This is a genomic window from uncultured Dokdonia sp. (assembly GCF_947496725.1).
Lineage (GTDB): Bacteria > Bacteroidota > Bacteroidia > Flavobacteriales > Flavobacteriaceae > Dokdonia.
The window spans coordinates 1-18,918 of record NZ_CANMDS010000002.1 but is presented as its reverse complement, the minus strand read 5'-3'; the positions used below and the strand labels follow the sequence as shown (position 1 = coordinate 18,918).

Here is an 18,918-nt window from a genome sequence, read left to right as displayed (position 1 = left end):
ATGACAGATAAGAAAAAGAAAAATGTAAACAAGGAGTTTGCGATTTCAAGTTGGGCGATAGATAATCCTACGATTATTTACGTTCTTATGGCGCTGTTTCTTGCCTTAGGAATGGGAGCCTACCTAGGGATGGCTCGTGAGAACTTTCCAGAAATTAATGAGACTAAAATTTATATCTCTGCACCTTACCCAGGTAACACTGCCGAAGATATAGAACGTCTCATAGTAGACCCTCTAGAAGATAAACTGCAGAATCTTTCTGACGTGGTAGAAGTATTATCTACCTCACAAGAAGATTATGCGATCATCACAGTAGAGTTTAAAGAAGACGTAGATGTACAAGTTGCAAAGCAACGTGTTAAGGATGAGGTAGACTCAGAAACTGCAAATGAGGACTGGCCTACGTTTAACAACGCAAAGGTAGAGCCTAATGTTTTTGACCTAAGTATCTCAGAAGAGACACCTATTCTTAATGTAAACGTATCTGGTAACTACCCTACTATAAAGCTCAAGGAGTATGCAGAGTACCTGCAAGATGAGATAGAGAGCCTTAAAGAAATCAAGGAAGCTACCATACGTGGTGCTCAAGAACGCGAGGTAGAAGTAGCGGTAGATGTGTATAAAATGATTGCTGCACAAGTAAGTTTTAACGACATACTTGCTTCTATAGGCAATGAGAATATGACCCTCTCTGCAGGTAACCTTATAAGCAGTGGGCAGCGTCGTAACATACGCGTTATAGGAGAGATTCAAAGCCCAGAAGAGCTTGAAGACTTTGTGATCAAATCAGAAAATGGAGCGATATACCTAAAGGATATCGCCACTGTATCATTTACAGAAGAAGATAAAACTACTTATGCGCGTGACCTTACGCTTTATGATGGAGACACCGTAGATGATGAGGAGATAAGCGAGACAGTAGTAATGCTAGATGTAAAGAAACGTTCTGGCGAAAATATGATTGAAGCTGTTGAGCAAATCAACGAGATTATCAAAAACGCCACGGCAGAGGTCTTTCCTCCAGATGTAGTCGTACGTACGGCAAATGACCAGAGTGCCAAAACAGAAAACCAAGTAAACGACCTTGTAAACAATATCATCTTCGGGATTATACTTGTGGTAGGTGTACTTATGTTTTTCTTAGGGTTTAAAAATGCACTATTTGTAGGTTTTGCGATTCCTATGTCTATGTTTATGAGTTTTATGATCCTTAATTTAATGGGTTATACGATGAATACAATGATACTTTTTGCCCTCATTATGGGACTAGGTATGCTTGTAGATAACGGTATTGTGGTGGTAGAAAACGTATACCGCCTTATGGATGAAGAAGGTATGGGACGCATAGAAGCGGCCAAAAAAGGTATCGGAGAGATTGCTTTCCCTATTATCATTTCTACACTTACAACCGTAGCAGCCTTTGTGCCGTTAGGATTATGGCCAGGTATTATGGGACAGTTTATGATTTACTTCCCTATCACATTATCTGTGGTGCTAGGTTCATCATTATTTGTGGCAATATTTATAAACTCGATGCTCGTATCACAGTTTATGAATACAGAGGAGAAGGCGCTTTCGCGAAAATTTCTCATACGCACATCACTCATTATGTTGCCTATTGGGTTAATGATATTATTTTTAGGTGGAAGCATACGCGGTCTAGGAAGTCTAGTACTAGCGACTATTATCTTTATGTGGATCTACAAATACCTACTTAAAGGTGCCGCCGATGTTTTTCAGCAGCGTTTCCTTACGTGGCTTGAGAAGGTGTACAAAAACTTCTTAGGGTGGTCTATTAGAGGCTACAGACCTATTGCATTTGTTATTGCTATATTTCTGCTATTGTTATTAACGATGGGTGGTTTTGTTGGTTCTATGATGGCAGGACGCACAGCTGTTGAGTTCTTCCCAGATAATAAACCTAACCAGATTACGGTGTATATCGAGTATCCAGAAGGAACAGCCATCGAGAAAACAAATGCCATTACTAAAGAGATAGAGCAACGCGTCTTTAAAGTATTTAATGACGAAGCATATCTAGAGGGCGAAGATTACAACGCTCTTGTAGAAACTTCTGTATCACAAGTAGGTGAGGGTGCAGGTAATCCTCAAACAGATGGCGGTAGTGCTGCCGAGATGCCGCATAAAGCAAAAATTACGGCAACAATGCGTGAGTATAAGTACCGTAATGAGGCAGATAGTGAAGAGCTGCGCTTTAAAGTGCAAGACGCCGTGAGAGGTGTGTACCCAGGGGTTGTAATTACAGTAGAAAAAGATGCTGCAGGACCACCACAAGGATACCCTATTAACATCGAGCTAGAAGGTAAAGATTACCAAGAACTCATTATCGCAGCAGAGCAAATGCGTAACTATATCAACAGCCGTAACGTGCCAGGTGTAGATGAGCTTAAGATTAATGTAAATAGAGGTAAACCAGGTACAGAGGTCATCGTAGATCGCCAGAAGGCTGGAGAGCTAGGTGTGGCAACAGGTCAAGTGGGTATGCAGCTACGTCGTTCTATCTTTGGTGATAAGGCTGGAGTATATAAGAAAGACGGAGAAGATTATGACATCTACGTGCGCTTTAATGAAGAGCAGCGTTATGATAAATCTGCTTTATTTAATCAGAATATTACGTTTAGAGACCCAGCAACTGGGCAAGTAAAAGAAGTGCCGGTGAGTGCTGTTACTACTACAAAAAACACATCATCTTTTAGCGCGATTAAGCACAGAGATTCAAAACGTGTGGTAACGGTATATTCTAACCTCGCTGCTGGATTTACAGATGCGGGTGTGGTAGTTGCAGCCATTCAAGAAGAGATGAAAAACTTTGATGGTGTGCCTAAGGATATCAAGGTGAATTATACAGGACAAATTGAAGAACAAGCTAAAGAAATGAACTTCTTAGTAAGTGCCTTCTTTGGAGGTCTTGCGTTAATTTTCTTCTTACTTATTTTCCAGTTTAGCTCTATATCAAAACCAGTCATTATTATGATTGCAATCTTCTTGAGCTTTATAGGAGTTTTTGGAGGTATTATTATAAGTGGAGCTCCGTTCGTGATTATAATGACTATGATGGGTATTATATCACTTGCTGGTATTGTAGTAAATAATGGGGTGGTACTTCTGGACTACACGCAATTGCTAGTAGACAGAAAAGAGGTGGCGCTAGGTCTTGAAGACAAGCAATTACTTGATAAAAAGACAATGCAAGAATTGATAATAGAAGGAGGTAGAGCGCGTTTACGCCCAGTATTGCTTACTGCCATCACAACCGTTCTTGGTCTAATACCTCTGGCGATAGGAATTAACATTGACTTCTTTGGATTGTTCCAAGAGTTTGATGCAGGGATTTATGTAGGAGGTGATAACGTGATTTTCTGGGGACCACTAGCGTGGACAGTAATCTACGGATTAATCATAGCTACCTTCCTTACTCTTATTATCGTACCATTGCTATATTACATAGTATATCGTATTAAGTTCAAAATACGAGGAGGTAAAGAAACCGTAGAAGAAGAAAAAGAGCTGCCAGAAGCAGCATAAGTGATTAGTTAGTTAGTGTAGAAAAGCGCATTCGGCAATAAGCTGAATGCGCTTTTTTTTGTGGGTAATTACGCTTTCGCGAAAGCATAAAAAAACACCCTATACGTAGGGTGTTTTAGAATTGCTCAATAACTTTATATTAAAGTTCTGTAAGCGGTATTGGAAATTGAGAGAATACATCATCATTTGCTCTGTCTATAGGGAGCTCATCAAGACGATTATAACGACGTACATCAATCCATCTGTGTCCTTCTGCATAGAGTGAGTACCTACGTTGTGTAAGCATCTCATCTGTAAGAGAAGCAGCGTCCATAGCTCCAGCATAAGGGTCCAGTCCAGCGCTATCACGTATGATATCTAAAGCTGTTACTGCTTCCATAGGATTGATTGTAATGTTTGCCTCTGCGTATAATAAGAGTAGTTCTTCTTTACGTATGATTGGAATAGGGTCTACGTTACTTGTATATCTAAATACATCATACTCTCCAGTAAGACCATCTAGAGTAAGAGCAGATTCTCTAAGCACAACTTTGTCAAGACGTTGGTCATCTGTCTCAGCATCTGTAATAAATGATGGTTGTGCGATACGCGCGCCAGCAGTAGATGAGTTGAGAGCAAAAAACATAGGGTTAAGAATATCTGTCTGGTCTTGAGTGAAGTTGTGATAAACACCTAAATCTAATTCATTATTATCTAGTGTTAAAAATGAATCTTCAAGAGATGATAGTACACCAGCAAAATCGCCTTGATATGCAGCTACACGTGCCGCAAGCGCGTTACTTACTTGGCTAAAGCTTGCTGGAGTATCAAAATCTCCAAAGCCAGAAGAAAGTATAAATGGAAAGGCATCACCACCAGCACTTAGGTCTAAGGCAGCAGCATCTAGTGTTGACTTTATAAAGCTTAACGCTTCACTTTTTGAAACAATAGGTCCTAGGTTAGTCTCATCTGCTACATCTATGCGTATACCACCTTCGTCTGTAAGATTAAGGTTGAGCAGTAGCTCGTGAGCAATCATTGTATTAAGAAATCCTCTTGTAGCGCTAAGCTCTTCGTCTGTAAATATGGCAGAGAGATCTTGTGCATCGAGAAAACCTAATATTAAATTTGCATTTTTTACAGTTCTATAGCGGGCTGACCAAGGTGTTGTGATATAAAACGTGTTATTGTCTAGCACAGAGTTCTCACCACCTAGTAAATCACTAGTAAAACGTGGGTCAGAACTTGAGAATCTATAGTATTCTCTTCCTATAACTCCACAGTCGTCATAATAGGTGCCAAGCCCAACTCTTGAGCTGTATAAAATCCCTCCTACGAGATCTTGTAGGTCACCCCTTGTTAGGTTTTCTGCAAAAGCATCAACCTCAGGGTTATTTAAGTCTGAATATTCTTGAACTTCACAAGAATAAAACCCGGCGCAAATACTTAATGCGAGTAGGCTTTTTATAAAATATTTTTTCATCTTTTTATATTAAAAGTTTACAGCTAGGTTAAATAAGAATCGCTTAGAAGATGGGAAAGGTGTAACCTCTACACCGGTAAAGATACCGCCACCACCAAAGTTTGATACTTCTGGGTCATAACTGTTATAGTCAAATATGTTAATTAGGTTAGTACCCGAAAAGCCAACTTTAATGTTGTCTATATTACCACCTAAAAAGTTTTCTAGAGTAGCAGAAGGAAGCGTGTAGTAGAAACCTACCTCACGTAATCTCAGGTAAGATGCATCCTCTACAAAAACATCTGCAGATGATCCTAGTTGACTTACTCTATATGGTCCATTTGCAAGCGTACCAGTTGGATCTAAACCAGAGTCGTCATAATCTGCACTTGTACCATTAAGATCAGATAGAAGTGTGGTTAAGTTAATGTTATCTCCACCTTTCTTCCATTGCCATAAAAATGATAATTGAAAATCTTTGTATTGAAGGCTGTTGTTAAGCGCCATTTGAAAATCTGGCTCAGAATCTCCAAACTTTTGGAATCCATTTGCTCCAGGGTTAGGGCCTATACCTACAATTTGCGTAGCACTTGACCCTTCCTCGATTCTAAAGGTTCCTAATGTTGCTCCAAAAGCTCCTACGTTAAAAGGATCTACATCAAGACGAGTGATTTTTGAAGTGTTCTTAAACCAGTTTACACTAGCATCCCAAATAAAGTTTTCTGACTCGATAATAGTACTGTTAAGAGATAGCTCAATACCTTTATTTTGTAATTCACCTGCATTAACAAACTCGCTAGTAAAACCTGAAGAAGGTGATAGAGCAGAGTTAAGAATTAAATCATCTACGGTTTTGATATAGTAAGTTGCAGAAAAATCTACCTTATTATTAAAGAAAGTAATATCTGTACCAAATTCAAGTTCCTTCTGGCGTTCTGGGCTTAATCCAGCATCTCCACGCACACCTACTAGACTTATGCCTAGTAACCCGTCTGATGAAAATGAAGTATATGAGGTAAATAATGCACCAAAAGGAGCAAAGTTACCAGCTTCTCCATAAGCCGTTCTAAGCTTAAGTTTGTTTATAAAGCCATCTTCTTTCCAAAAATCAAACTTGTTGATATTTGCAGCAAGGGAAGCTTTTGGGTAATAGTTTAACTTATTTGCATCTCCATTATTTGAAGATTTATCGCCTCTAAGACCTATAGCTCCTATAAGCTTGTCTTGATAGTTAACCTCTTCTTGAACAAAAAAACCTGCATCTTCCTGAAGTAATCTAAACTGGTTAGTACCTGTATTTGCAGCTTGGTCAACATTAGTTTCTGAAGCGACAAGTCCGCTAGCCGTAATAAGCTGTGTATTTCTGTCAAAATATTCTCTTGTAACACCCGCTTGAGTTCTAAAAGATAGATCATTATCTGTTCTATAATTATGAACTAAAAATGCTGCTAGGTTGTAGTTTCTATTTTGAGTGTCTCCTTGTACGGCAACACCATTTTGACCACCATTTTCAGGTCGTTGAAATTGTAAATCTTTAGGGAAGATTGCTCTTGACTTCTGTCCATAAGTATCAAGTCCACCGCGCATTATTAATTCTAGACTTGACTTTTCAGCCTTAAAAATATCAAGATTTGCAGATGCTCCTATGATAAATCTATCTACTGTTTCTCTATTTGTAACTCTATCGCGTGTCTGTAAAGGGTTAGACGCACCAGCTGGGTTGTCTGGATACACACCATTTTCATCTGGAAATAATTCCAGCCAAGGTGTTGTTCCTGTTAAAGTCACCCCTATTGTTGTTCCTGAGTTGTCATTGTTAAAGAAACCACGATCAGATTTTGAATTAATGTAGTTTGTATTAAGAGATACTTTTAAGAAATCTGTAGCTCTGTGGTCTAAATTTAATCTAAGAGAGGTTTTTTCATATCCAGTATTTTTTACGATACCATTTTCATTACTATGTGTAACTCCAGCATAAAATCTAGTTTTGGTATCACCACCACTCATACTAAAGTTGGTTTTACTTATAAGACCTTTCTCGCCAAAAATTTCTTCTTCATAATCTACTAGGCGACCTTCATCTCTAGCTGCTATAAAAAGTGGCACAGCATCTGGACCAAAACTATCTTCTACACGCTGCTCGTTGTAGTTACGTAATCCTAAGAGTTTAGTCACTTGAGTCCATCCGAAGGATTGACCAAATTTAAACTGTGTTTCTCCAGCTTTACCCTTTTTTGTGGTAATAATAACTACCCCAGCTGCGGCACGAGACCCGTAAATAGCAGCAGCAGAAGCTCCTTTTAATATCTCAATGTTTTGTATGTCATCTGGGTTGATATCTGCTATTCTGTTTGTTGGGTTGTCTTGGTTTGAAGCACTACCTCCAGCCGATGCTGCCGATACTGCATTAAGACCCGCAGAGATAGAAGAGTTGTCTACATATACACCATCTATAATATATAATGGCTGTGTGTTACCTTGTATAGAAGTTGCTCCACGTAATTTTATAGAAAGTCCTCCACCAGGTGCTCCAGAGTTTTGACTCACTAGCGCTCCGGCAAATTTTCCATAAAGTGCACCGTCTAGAGTAGGAGGTGGTGTTGTACCTGTAATTTGTTCGGCAGAGATTGATGCAACAGCATTTGCCGCGTTAGATCTCTTCACAGAAGACGCAAGTCCAGAAATTACAACTTCATCTAGTGATTCAGAAGATTCTTCAAGAGTTACATTAAGTGTTTGTGAACTAGTAACTGCAATTTCTTGAGTTGCGTAGCCTAAATAGGTAAATTCTAACGTTCCAGAGTCACCAGATAATGTTATGGAATAATTTCCGTCAAAATCTGATGTAGTTCCGTTTGATGTTCCTTTTTCTATAACATTTACAAAAGGAATTGGGTTGTTTCCGCTATCACTTATAACTCCCGTAACTACAGACTGAGCTAGTAATGTACAAGGAATTGAAAATAATAGCAAGAACACCATTTTGAGTAATGGATGGTTTTGTTTCATTTAAGTTTGGATTTTAAAGTTTAAATCCAAATTATAAATAATATCTAACATAAATCACTAAATGATAGGCATTTGATAAGAATTTAGGTAATAATATATGTTTTTTGCGAATAATTCATCATTTTGTTATTAATAGTGATTTTTCTCACAATAATTTAGGCGGAAGTGTGATTTTGGATAGTCTAGTATTATTATTAAAATAGAAAAAATAGTTTTTATCTATAATAAATTGATTGTTTTAAGCTGTTTTAAATCGATTTTATTTTTCACAGCTTATGGTTTTGTGTTCTACGGTTTAAAACATCCTTAAAACGCTTTATTTTACGCTTTCGCGAAAGCGGACTAAAAAAATGTGTAAAACTGGGGATAACATTCCTTAGGTCATTAATGTCAACACAAAAGAATGGCGTATTTTTATTTTCCTTAAAAATTACAGTTTGGCAAAGAAGAAAGTGACCCCATTAATGCAACAATACAATGGTATCAAGGCAAAATATCCTGATGCTTTGTTGCTCTTTAGAGTTGGCGATTTTTACGAGACATTTGGTGAAGATGCGGTAAAAGCTGCTGCCATTCTCAATATCACGTTAACTAATCGTAATAATGGTGGAGAGCGCACTGAGCTTGCAGGTTTCCCGCATCACTCGCTTAATACATACTTGCCTAAGCTGGTAAAAGCGGGCTGTCGTGTCGCTATTTGTGATCAACTTGAGGACCCAAAACAAACAAAAAAAATCGTTAAACGTGGTGTTACAGAGCTTGTTACGCCTGGTGTTGCGATGAATGATGATATACTCTCTGCAAAGACAAATAACTTTCTGGGAGCTGTATATTTTGAAAAAGATAAGGTGGGTGTTTCCTTTTTAGATGTGTCAACAGGAGAGTATCTTACGGCTCAAGGAGATGTCGCTTATGTAGATAAGTTGCTCCAGAATTTTGCACCTAGTGAATTACTTGTTTCTAAGGCTCAAAAAAAGAAATTCATAGAATCGTATGGGCCAGATTATCACACTTTTTATCAAGAAGATTGGGTTTTTCAAATAGATTATGCGAGAGAATCATTGCATAAGCACTTCAATGTGAAGTCTCTTAAAGGTTTTGGTGTTGAGCGTCTTATGGCAGGTATTATAGCTGCTGGGGCTGCTTTACATTATTTAGGAGAAACCCAGCACCATAAGCTACAGCATATCACAAGCATAAGTCGTATTGCTGCAGATGATTATGTGTGGATGGATCGCTTTACCATACGTAACCTAGAGTTATATAACTCTGCTTCTGGTGTAAAGGCTATTACCTTAATAGATATAATAGATAAAACTACCTCTGCAATGGGTGGGCGCCTTCTTAAAAGATGGCTCGCATTGCCACTCAAAAGACTGGATGAGATTAAACGCCGTCACGAGGTGGTGTCATTTTTATCAGATAACGGCGATATTTTTGATAAAATGCAGGGTCATATCAAGCAGATAGGAGACCTTGAGCGTTTAATAAGCAAGGTTGCCACGGCTAAGATTAGCCCTCGCGAGGTGATACAACTCAAAAACTCGCTAGAGGCCATTGTGCCTATTAAAGCCTTAGCATCTGGTACAGATAATGAATCGCTTAAAATTATAGGTGAGCAGTTGCAGAACTGTGAAGTACTCCGTTCTAAAATAAAAGAAACTCTAAGAGAAGAAGCTCCTGTCTCTATTGTAAAGGGCGGTGCAATTGCTCCTGGTTTTCATAAAGAGCTAGATGATTTAAGAGCATTATCACAAGGTGGTAAGGATTACCTAGAAAAGATGCTAGAGCGCGAGACAGAGCGCACCGGTATTACTTCTTTAAAAATTGCTTCAAATAACGTTTTTGGGTATTATATAGAAGTAAGAAATACACATAAAGATAAGGTGCCTGAGGAGTGGATCAGAAAACAAACTCTTGTTAATGCTGAGCGTTACATTACAGATGAGCTTAAGGAGTATGAGGGTAAAATACTTGGGGCAGAAGAACGTATACAAGGTATAGAGCAGCAACTATTTGCTGAGTTGGTGAGCTGGGTGGGTGGTTTTATTCCGCAAGTACAGGCTAATGCAACACAAATTGCACAGCTCGATTGTTTGCTAGGCTTTACACAACTTGCAAGAGAGAATAATTATGTGAGACCCACCCTAGATGAGTCTCAAGTAATAGACATAAAGGAAGGGCGTCACCCTGTTATAGAAAAGCAACTGCCACTAGGAGAGGCATATGTTACAAATGATGTATATCTAGATAGTGCAGATCAACAAATGATTATGATCACGGGGCCTAATATGTCTGGTAAGAGTGCTATTTTAAGGCAAACAGCATTAATAGTGCTGCTTGCTCAAATGGGAAGTTTTGTACCAGCCCAAGCGGCTCATATAGGTCTAGTAGATAAGATTTTTACTAGAGTAGGAGCTAGTGATAATATATCTATGGGTGAGAGTACCTTTATGGTAGAGATGAATGAGACAGCTAGTATACTTAATAACTTGAGCGACCGAAGCCTGGTTTTACTAGATGAGATAGGTAGGGGGACAAGTACTTATGACGGTATATCTATAGCCTGGGCAATAAGTGAGTACCTACACGAGCACCCTGGTAGGCCAAAAACGCTTTTTGCAACACACTATCACGAGCTTAATGAGATGTGTGAAACCTTTGAGCGTATTAAGAACTATAACGTCTCTGTAAAAGAGCTTAAAGACAACGTCTTATTCTTACGTAAACTGGTGCCAGGAGGAAGTGCGCATAGTTTTGGTATACACGTAGCAAAAATGGCGGGAATGCCACAGCAAGTACTGCGTCGCGCTACTAAGATGATGGGTAAGCTAGAAAAGTCTCACGGTAGTGAAGAGCTTACGGGTACCTTAAAAGATGCTGCAGAGGAAGAAATGCAGCTTAGCTTCTTTAATCTAGATGATCCATTACTAGAAGAAATTAAAGAGGAGATATTGCATATAGATATTGATACGCTTACACCGGTAGAGGCGCTTATGAAACTTAACGAGATAAAAAGAATGCTTGTTAAGAAAAAGAGTAAGTCAACACCTTAGAGTGTTGATTTCTAATTAATTTAAATAAAAAAGGCTTCCTAGATGGAAGCCTTTTGTACTCGAGACGGGACTTGAACCCGTACGTCCTAATGGACATTGGATTTTAAGTCCAACGTGTCTACCAATTCCACCACTCGAGCATATTCTCACTTGTGTGAAAATAAAATTGGTATATTTTCTATACGCTTTCGCGAAAGCGTAATTATTTCAAATTTGAGCGAAAGACGAGATTTGAACTCGCGACCCCCACCTTGGCAAGGTGATGCTCTACCCCTGAGCTACTTTCGCATTTCATTCTGTAAAGAACATCACTATTTCTCATAGCGGATGCAAATTTAAGTCTTTTCTAGTTTTTACAAAGGGTTTTTTAAACTTTTTATAAAAAAAAATATGGGATCAATCGCAGATTGTTTTAGAGTTAACTTACAGTAAGGAAGATTTAAATTGTCATTTAAGGAAGGTAATTTGTTTTGATTCTAAGTGAAACGATTCATAGTCAGTCCTTTGAAAAAAATAAGAAGGATGTAGAGTTGTGTATTTCGTCGATATTAATCTGCTATTTATCGTAGATTTAGCTCAAATTATCGACGAAAAGGTTAAAATCATCGATAAAATACATTATAATTTATTATGTTATTGAATTAACATTACATTTGTCAGATATACTTATATTTGTAAGTAATTACATTTTCTCGTGAATCAACAATATTTTTTGATTGTCAAGATTTGAGTCACATTATTGAAACGAGAAATAAAGCTATTATAAAGAATCAGTTTATAAATTATATTTATGGGAAAAATTACGCTTCCATCCGTTTTGAAAAATAATTTTACCTCAATGCAAAAGTTGAGGAAAAGAAGTTTTTTGCTATTAGTGCTGGCTTTTGTGAGTTTTGCGGGGTCGTCTTATGCGCAGGTTTTTGAAAATGATGATTTCAGGGCAGCATACCAGCCATTTGCATTAGATGGTGATATAGGTATTGGTTCGGGTAATGAATCTTTTAACGAAGTGGCAATTACCTCATTAGTTTCAGGCACTAATACCGTGCTTGTCACGATGAATCTTGCTCCTGGTGTAACCTATATTAATGGTACGGCTACAATAACCACTTCAAATCCACCTGGAGAATTTGAGGTTATAGAGGCAGATGTCACAAATCCTTCGGCGCCAGTATTTGCTATAAATAGGAATAATGATCCGGCTAATAACTGGGGGGCTGGTAATTTTGCTTCTCTATCTTTTCAAAGAGAGGCTGGGTGTGATGCGGTAGTGCATTCTGAAAATAGTGGAACATTTAAAGATTACATATCACTTGCATATACTGGAGGTGATGGTTCTGGAGAGGATACAGATCCTAATTTTGGAGGTTATGATTTAATAGCCCCATCATTATTAGTTGATTCTCCTATAATATCTCTGCCAGCTATCGTTGGGGGTACACATACGCGAGACATATCAGATATAAATGCTGGTAATTCTGGTGTTCAAACCGGATATCACTCGGTGTTGTTAGGAGCCAATGTTACCAACTATAAGTTATTTTATTTAGGTACAGAGCTTACACCTGTTGATGTTAATGCAAACCCACTTATATATCAATATGATATGACAGTGGCTCCTTTTAATGTGGCGAACCCTAATGATGCAACGCTTGAGGATGGCGATGGTATATTTAATGATGGTGAGACGCTGGTTTTTACAGAGGAGTTCAGCTTAAATTCTTGTGGTAATAGTACGGCAGATACGAATGTGGATCACAGGGCTGGTTGGGATTGTTATCTTTCTGATCAAGTGGTAGGATCGGTTCTTTTTGGAACAGCGGTTCCTACGCTTACATTTAACGTGGTTCAAAATCCTAGAGAAATATGTGGGGTTAATGAAGTTATCGTAGAAATTACAAATACAGGTACTGGTGCTGCTTCTTGGGCAAAAGATGTTAGATTGTCTTTTGGATTGGGTTCTAATGGTCAGTTGCTTAACTTAGATTATGATAATAACGTGCGTTGGTCAAGCCAGCGTTACGATCAAAAAATATTTACCAATTTTAGGTTGGGTACTACAACTGAAACTAATATTTCGGGTGATATATCTGGATGGACTTCAGATGTTGCTAGTTATGTTCAGTTTGGTGACACACAAATGCTTGAGGAGAATACACTTACGGTGGATCCGGATGGTGCGGGTGGATTTTCTGATGTAGATGGTGATACGTATTTTGATGATATTGCGCCAGGAGATACAGTTACGCTTACTTATGATATGGAGTTTGTAGATGACGATGTGTTCACTTGTAGCTCTGGAGATGATAGGTTGCAAGATTGGGAGCATATATTTTTAAATGCTTTGGCAAAAACTCAATGTGATGTATCACGTGTGGGAGGTACAGATTTAGGTTATGGTAATATAGGTAGAGATTATGTTAACCCAACTCTAAGGGAGCAGGATACAGATACGTCTGATGGTGAAGTTTTTGAACTGGCTATTAGTCCGTATTTTATAAATGCTGGTACTGGTTACAGGCATAATGGTCACGGTATGTTTACGCCAGATGCAGATAATGAGATGGTGGTAGAGCTAGATGTGCCTGCAGGTGTAACGCTAGATGTATCTGCAGATCCAGCTTTGTTTAGTCAGCCAGGGGGTCCAGGGACGCCGGTTTTCTATTCAACTACAGACCTTATAAACGGTTATAGTAACCGTAATGGAGGAGATGACGATAGATTTGTGCGTTTTCCTTTAGTAGCTACTTGTGCAACACCAAATCCAATAGTAGTACCATATAAGACAACGTATAACTGGTATGATACTAATGGAGATATTTGTAAGACTAATGATATTCATTGTGATACATTTCTTCCAGTGTTACTTCACGGTTGTGAGCCTTGTCAAGGTCCTAATATAACGGCTTTTGATTCTTTTAGAATCACTCCTGGATATACTGACAATACAATGACCACGCTGGTTACACTTGATCCAGCTATTCACGAGCTAGATCAATACCTAGCAGGTGATGATATGCGTGTACAGGCAGAAGGCTTTATGAATAGCTCAAATAATGCTGCTGAAACGAATCCTTTGATTGGAGATAATCTTCATTTTAGACAAAAATATGATCTGCCAGCGGCAGCGTCTTTAGGTCAAGAGACAATTAGCTTTTTAGAGGGGGAGGTGTATTTTATAGATGCGTCTACAGGTTTAACAACTCCAGTAACAGCATTGAATCCGCCAGTGATTATTCCAGATCCAAGTGGAAGTAACGATTTTATTGCAGATTTTGATTTTTCTGATGCAATAGCAACTTTAGATTCGGGTACAGTAGATAATGGAGATGAGTTCTTTATTCAGATAGATTGGCACTTTAAGTTGGATACCTATTATCCTCAAAATTTTAATGTGATGGGCTTTAGGGGTCGTTTCTTCACAATAGAGCCTGGTCATTCTAATGCAAATGCTGCAGATGAGGTGAGTTGTGACGACTGGGGTGATTCTGTTGAGTTTACCAGACCATTAATTATTACTGGAGGTGCAAATCAAGCTTTTTCTGATTGTACAGAGTTAGGGGCTATAGATTATAACAACTACATACGAGCTTCTATAGGCCACCTCCATCCGGGTGAATTTAGACCAATTACTGCTATTAAGCAGATTGACTATGTAGTGCCAGATGGTCTTAGAGTTGTAGATGCGAGTCAGCAAACTACAGAGGGGACCTTTAGAGCTAGTAATGGAGATTTAGATCTTGTTCAGATTGATGCGAATAATTGGAGAGCAACACCTGTGCCTGGAAGTAATTATAGGGACACAGATCAAAGAGCTCAAGCTGCATATAGAACAGTTCTTAATGTGAAGGGGAGTTGTGAGTTGTTACGAACAACTCAAATTGATGTGTTTACGACAATGGACTTGTACCCTTGGGCGCATAATGTCTATGATGATCCTGGAAAATATGGAGAGGATTTAACAAGAATACAGAATGTAGTGTTTTCAGATGACGGTGTAACAAGTAATAACTTAACTGGAGCTGCTGGAAATACATACTCTGGAGCATCCATAAGGTTAAGCTATACTTCACCAACTTATAATTTCCAGCCTCTAGCAGGATCAAATGTAGATGGTTTTGGACCAGAAGCGTTTTTTGATTTACAGATAGTTAATACATCGAGTAATGCTATTCCTTATCACTGGGTAAGAGTACCTGCTCAAGGTGTTGTTGTGACAAATGCAAATATTGATGTTGCTTCAGACGGTTCTGGAGGTGGTACACCTGTTGATCCTGCAACTGAGATATTTACAGATGCAGACGGTAATAGCTATGTTCAGGTAGGAGCTGTTGCTGCTGGAGGAACAAAAAATATTAGAATAGCTGCTACTTATAACTTTTGCGAGCAAAGGCCAATAGATTTTGAGCTTGGTTATGACTGTGATGCATATCCGGTTGACTATGCTGCAACAACAGATTTTTGTTATAAGGAAGTTGCGACAATTGCACTAATACCTTCAGGAGCATTAGTACAACAAACTTTACTTGCGCAACCAACTACTACAGTTGATAACTGTACTCCATTTATAATAGAAAATGAATTTAATGCAGGTTTAAAAGGTACAGTTGTTGATGCTGTTTCTACATTAGAGCCTTTTGGAGGAACGTCTGCACTTGATATTGTATTGATAGAATCTGAATACCCAAAAGGTTCAAATGACTGGGTAGATATTACATCAACAGTTGTTGATTTAGGTACGGGTTATGAAATTCCACTTACACATCCAGATATGGATCAGTATGGTGGAGTTCCAGGTACAGGAGCTGTAGGTGTGAGTGTTGATGAACGTAAAATCATAATTCGCTATACATTACAAACTACTTGTGATTATCAATCAAATGCACCATTGAACTTCAAGGTTAATGGAAATGCACCTTGTGGTGACCCTGCTATTGGAGATAACTCAAGAGTTCTTTCTAATGGAATCGTTATAGATGGTCTATCTGCGCCTTATGAGGTGTTTCCAGAGCTGTCTGTTCCAGATCCAATAGATGGATGTGGTGGTAATTTTACAATAGTTAATAAATCTACTGTAAAAGATATAGTTGGTAATCCGGCTGCTATAACAGGTACGCAAGATTTTGCTAGTGTTGAAATACCAGTAGGGCTTGAGTATGTTCCAGGTACACTTGCAAATACTGGTGGTGGTACTGATGATATGACTATCGTTAGTGAAATGCCTAATGAGCTTATAGTACAATATCCTCCCGGTATGGTAGATGATGATACATTAGAATTTTCTTTTGATGTAACACCTATTAATGGTATATGTTCAGATGCTGCTTCTGTATCTGTAAGTAACTACATAGAAACAGCAGGAACGACTTGTTCAACAGGTGCGGGAGCTTCTTGTACAGAAGCAATTATTCAAACAGGAAGTAGACAAGATGATATAGAAATTCGTAAGCCAACTCCTGCAGCCTTAACCGCTTCAGAAGCTACACTTTCGGAAACGGTTTCTACTTTTGGATATTCGTTAGCAACCCTAACAATAGAGAATTCAGGAGAGCTAGATATGCCTGCTGGCGCTGAGTTTGATTTCTATTGTGCTGATGCAATGGGACAGCCTATGGGAGCGAGCATATTTACGGGCAACCTAGTTGGAGGAATTCCAGCTGGAGGGTCATTAACAGAGTCAATTGAATTTAATGGTACAGAAGCTTGTTCAGAGACAACAGGTTTAGTTTTTGTAATGGAGCCTAGCGATGCAAATTGTATGTGTGCGCCTACTCAAATACCTATGAGCTTGGTAAGAGCTTCAATACAAGCTATGCCAGATGATTTCATAACTGGAATTAATCAATCTATTGTTGAGAACTTATTTGAGGTAAATGACGCATTTGGGGATGATCACGATGATGAGGATATATTAGGACAAGGGAATACGGTAGTTTCTAGCTACACACAACCTGCAAATGGTACAGTCTTCGTAGATCCAGATGGTACAATGACATTTATACCAGAAGCTGGATGGTCAGGAGAGACAACATTTGAGTATACTATAACAGACGAAGCTGGAAATACAAGCACAACAACGGTTACAATACGTATTCCTGATGGACCTATAGTTGAGGATGATGAAGATTTACTTAATGCCGCTGGACCTGTAACTATGGATACGCCTATTGGTGATAACGATACAGCAAACACATTAGCAGACCCGTCTAACGCGATTGATCCGTCTACAGTAAACTTTGTAGATCCAAACGCGACAGATTCTAATGGTGATGGATTTAACGATACTTTGGTTGTTCCTGGAGAGGGAACTTGGACTGTAGACCCTGCTGGAAACGTAACATTTGTTCCGCAAGCAGGATTTACGGCAGACCCTACACCTATTAACTATGAAGTAAATGATTTAGGAGGGTTGACATCTATGAATGAGGGTACACTTACAATCACTTACGTGAAAATACCTCCGGTACCACAAGATGATTTTGATTTAGATAATGTGGCAGGTTCAACAGTGACTGTTGATGTTTTTGCAAACAATCAAGATCCGAGTAACCCTAATCCACTTGTTGATTCTGATACAGATGGAACTGTAGATGTAACTAGTGTAAGTTTAGTAATACCACCTGGAGCTACAGGAATCAATGTGGTTGATGGAAATGTAACTGGATTTAATGTGCCAGGAGAAGGAACGTGGAGTGTAAATCCATTTACAGGAGCAACATCGTTTATTCCGCTTCCAGACTTTACAGGAAACCCGACACCAGTTGCTTATACGATAAAAGACAACGACGGAAATATTAATGCACCAGCAGATAATGCACTTATAACAATTACATATACTTGTGATTTGCCAGCACCTACATCTCCAGATGCAACGCCAGTGTCTTGTGTGTCAGATGCTAATACAATCGGTGATTTAGTAGTAGATAATACACCTATGGGATCGACTGTGGTGTGGTATGATGCTGCTGGTAATGTATTGTCAAGTACTACTCCTTTAACTGATGGAGTAAGTTATTTTGCAGGTTTTGCAGAAGATGCACCTTCTACTTGTATATCTGATGTTTCAGATAGATTAGAATTTGTTGTGACTATAAATCCAGAACCAGAAGATCCTAACGGAGATACACTACAAGAGTTCTGTGAGTCGGAAATGGCTACGGCAACGTTAGCAGACTTAGAGGTGACAACAGATGGACAGACACTAACCTTGAATTATTATGATACGTTAGCAGATTATGAAGCTGAACCTAAAGTTTCTATTCCAGCGACAACATTATTAACAGATTTGACAGATAGTTTGGTTGTAATTAGTCAAACTAATGCTGCAGGGTGTGAGAGCTTAGATTTATTAACAGTAGAAGTGGAGTTTGTGCCTCAAGCAAATCCTGGTGTTAGTGGAGTAGTTACTGCAACTTGTGACACAGTAGATTTATTTGCTGCTCTTGGAACCGCAGATGCTGGTGGTACTTGGAGTCCAAATCTACTTGATGGAATGTTTGATCCTGCAGTAAATGCAGCAGGAGTTTATACATATACAATTAGTCAAGAGTTGCCTTGTGAAGATGTAACGGCAACAATAACCGTTACTAATGATTGGCCTACTTCAGATTGTGATGGAGATGGCGTAACCAATGCAGATGAAATTGCCGATGGTACAGATCCATTAGATAGCTGTGATCTTGACTTTACGAGTCAAACTGTAGTGGCCGATGCTGCTTGGTTAGCTGGTGATTGTGATGGTGACGGAGTAACAAATGAGCAAGAAGTATTAGACGGTACAGATCCAACAGATGGTTGTGATTTCTTAACAGCTAGTATTACAGAGACAGCAAGTGCTGCTTGGAATGCTCTTGATTGTGATAATGA

5 protein-coding genes and 2 tRNA genes are annotated in these 18,918 nt (G+C 38.8%); 3 read left to right on the top strand and 4 right to left on the bottom strand.

Features of this window, described 5'->3' with window-relative positions; genetic code table 11:
- A complete protein-coding gene (locus Q0948_RS03945) occupies nt 1-3,546 on the top strand; it encodes an efflux RND transporter permease subunit (RefSeq protein ID WP_298348837.1) in 3,546 nt (1,181 codons plus the stop codon).
- 139 nt (nt 3,547-3,685) lie between these two features.
- Here the strand turns inward: Q0948_RS03945 and Q0948_RS03940 are convergent, their stop codons facing one another.
- Together Q0948_RS03940 and Q0948_RS03935 are read right to left on the bottom strand one after the other, a co-directional pair.
- Entirely contained in the window at nt 3,686-5,008 is a 1,323-nt protein-coding gene (locus tag Q0948_RS03940; protein WP_298348834.1) for a RagB/SusD family nutrient uptake outer membrane protein, read from the bottom strand.
- A 9-nt stretch (nt 5,009-5,017) separates the two neighbouring features.
- Complete coding sequence (locus Q0948_RS03935; protein ID WP_298348831.1) at nt 5,018-7,996, bottom strand: SusC/RagA family TonB-linked outer membrane protein; 2,979 nt, start codon at nt 7,994-7,996, stop codon at nt 5,018-5,020.
- 437 nt (nt 7,997-8,433) lie between these two features.
- Between Q0948_RS03935 and mutS the strand changes: the two genes are divergently transcribed.
- On the top strand, nt 8,434-11,052 hold the full coding sequence (gene mutS / locus Q0948_RS03930) for a DNA mismatch repair protein MutS (protein ID WP_298348828.1): 2,619 nt from the start codon (nt 8,434-8,436) through the stop codon (nt 11,050-11,052).
- Nucleotides 11,053-11,108: 56 nt separating this feature from the next.
- Here mutS and Q0948_RS03925 read toward each other — a convergent pair.
- Together Q0948_RS03925 and Q0948_RS03920 are read right to left on the bottom strand one after the other, a co-directional pair.
- Nucleotides 11,109-11,192 (bottom strand) — tRNA-Leu (locus tag Q0948_RS03925).
- Between the two features lie 76 nt (nt 11,193-11,268).
- Nucleotides 11,269-11,340: transfer RNA gene (locus Q0948_RS03920), tRNA-Gly, on the bottom strand.
- A gap of 586 nt (nt 11,341-11,926) precedes the next feature.
- On the opposite strand from Q0948_RS03920, the gene Q0948_RS03915 reads away from it, so the two are divergent.
- A partial coding sequence (locus tag Q0948_RS03915; protein WP_298491292.1) for an Ig-like domain-containing protein occupies nt 11,927-18,918 on the top strand: 6,992 nt, incomplete at its 3' end.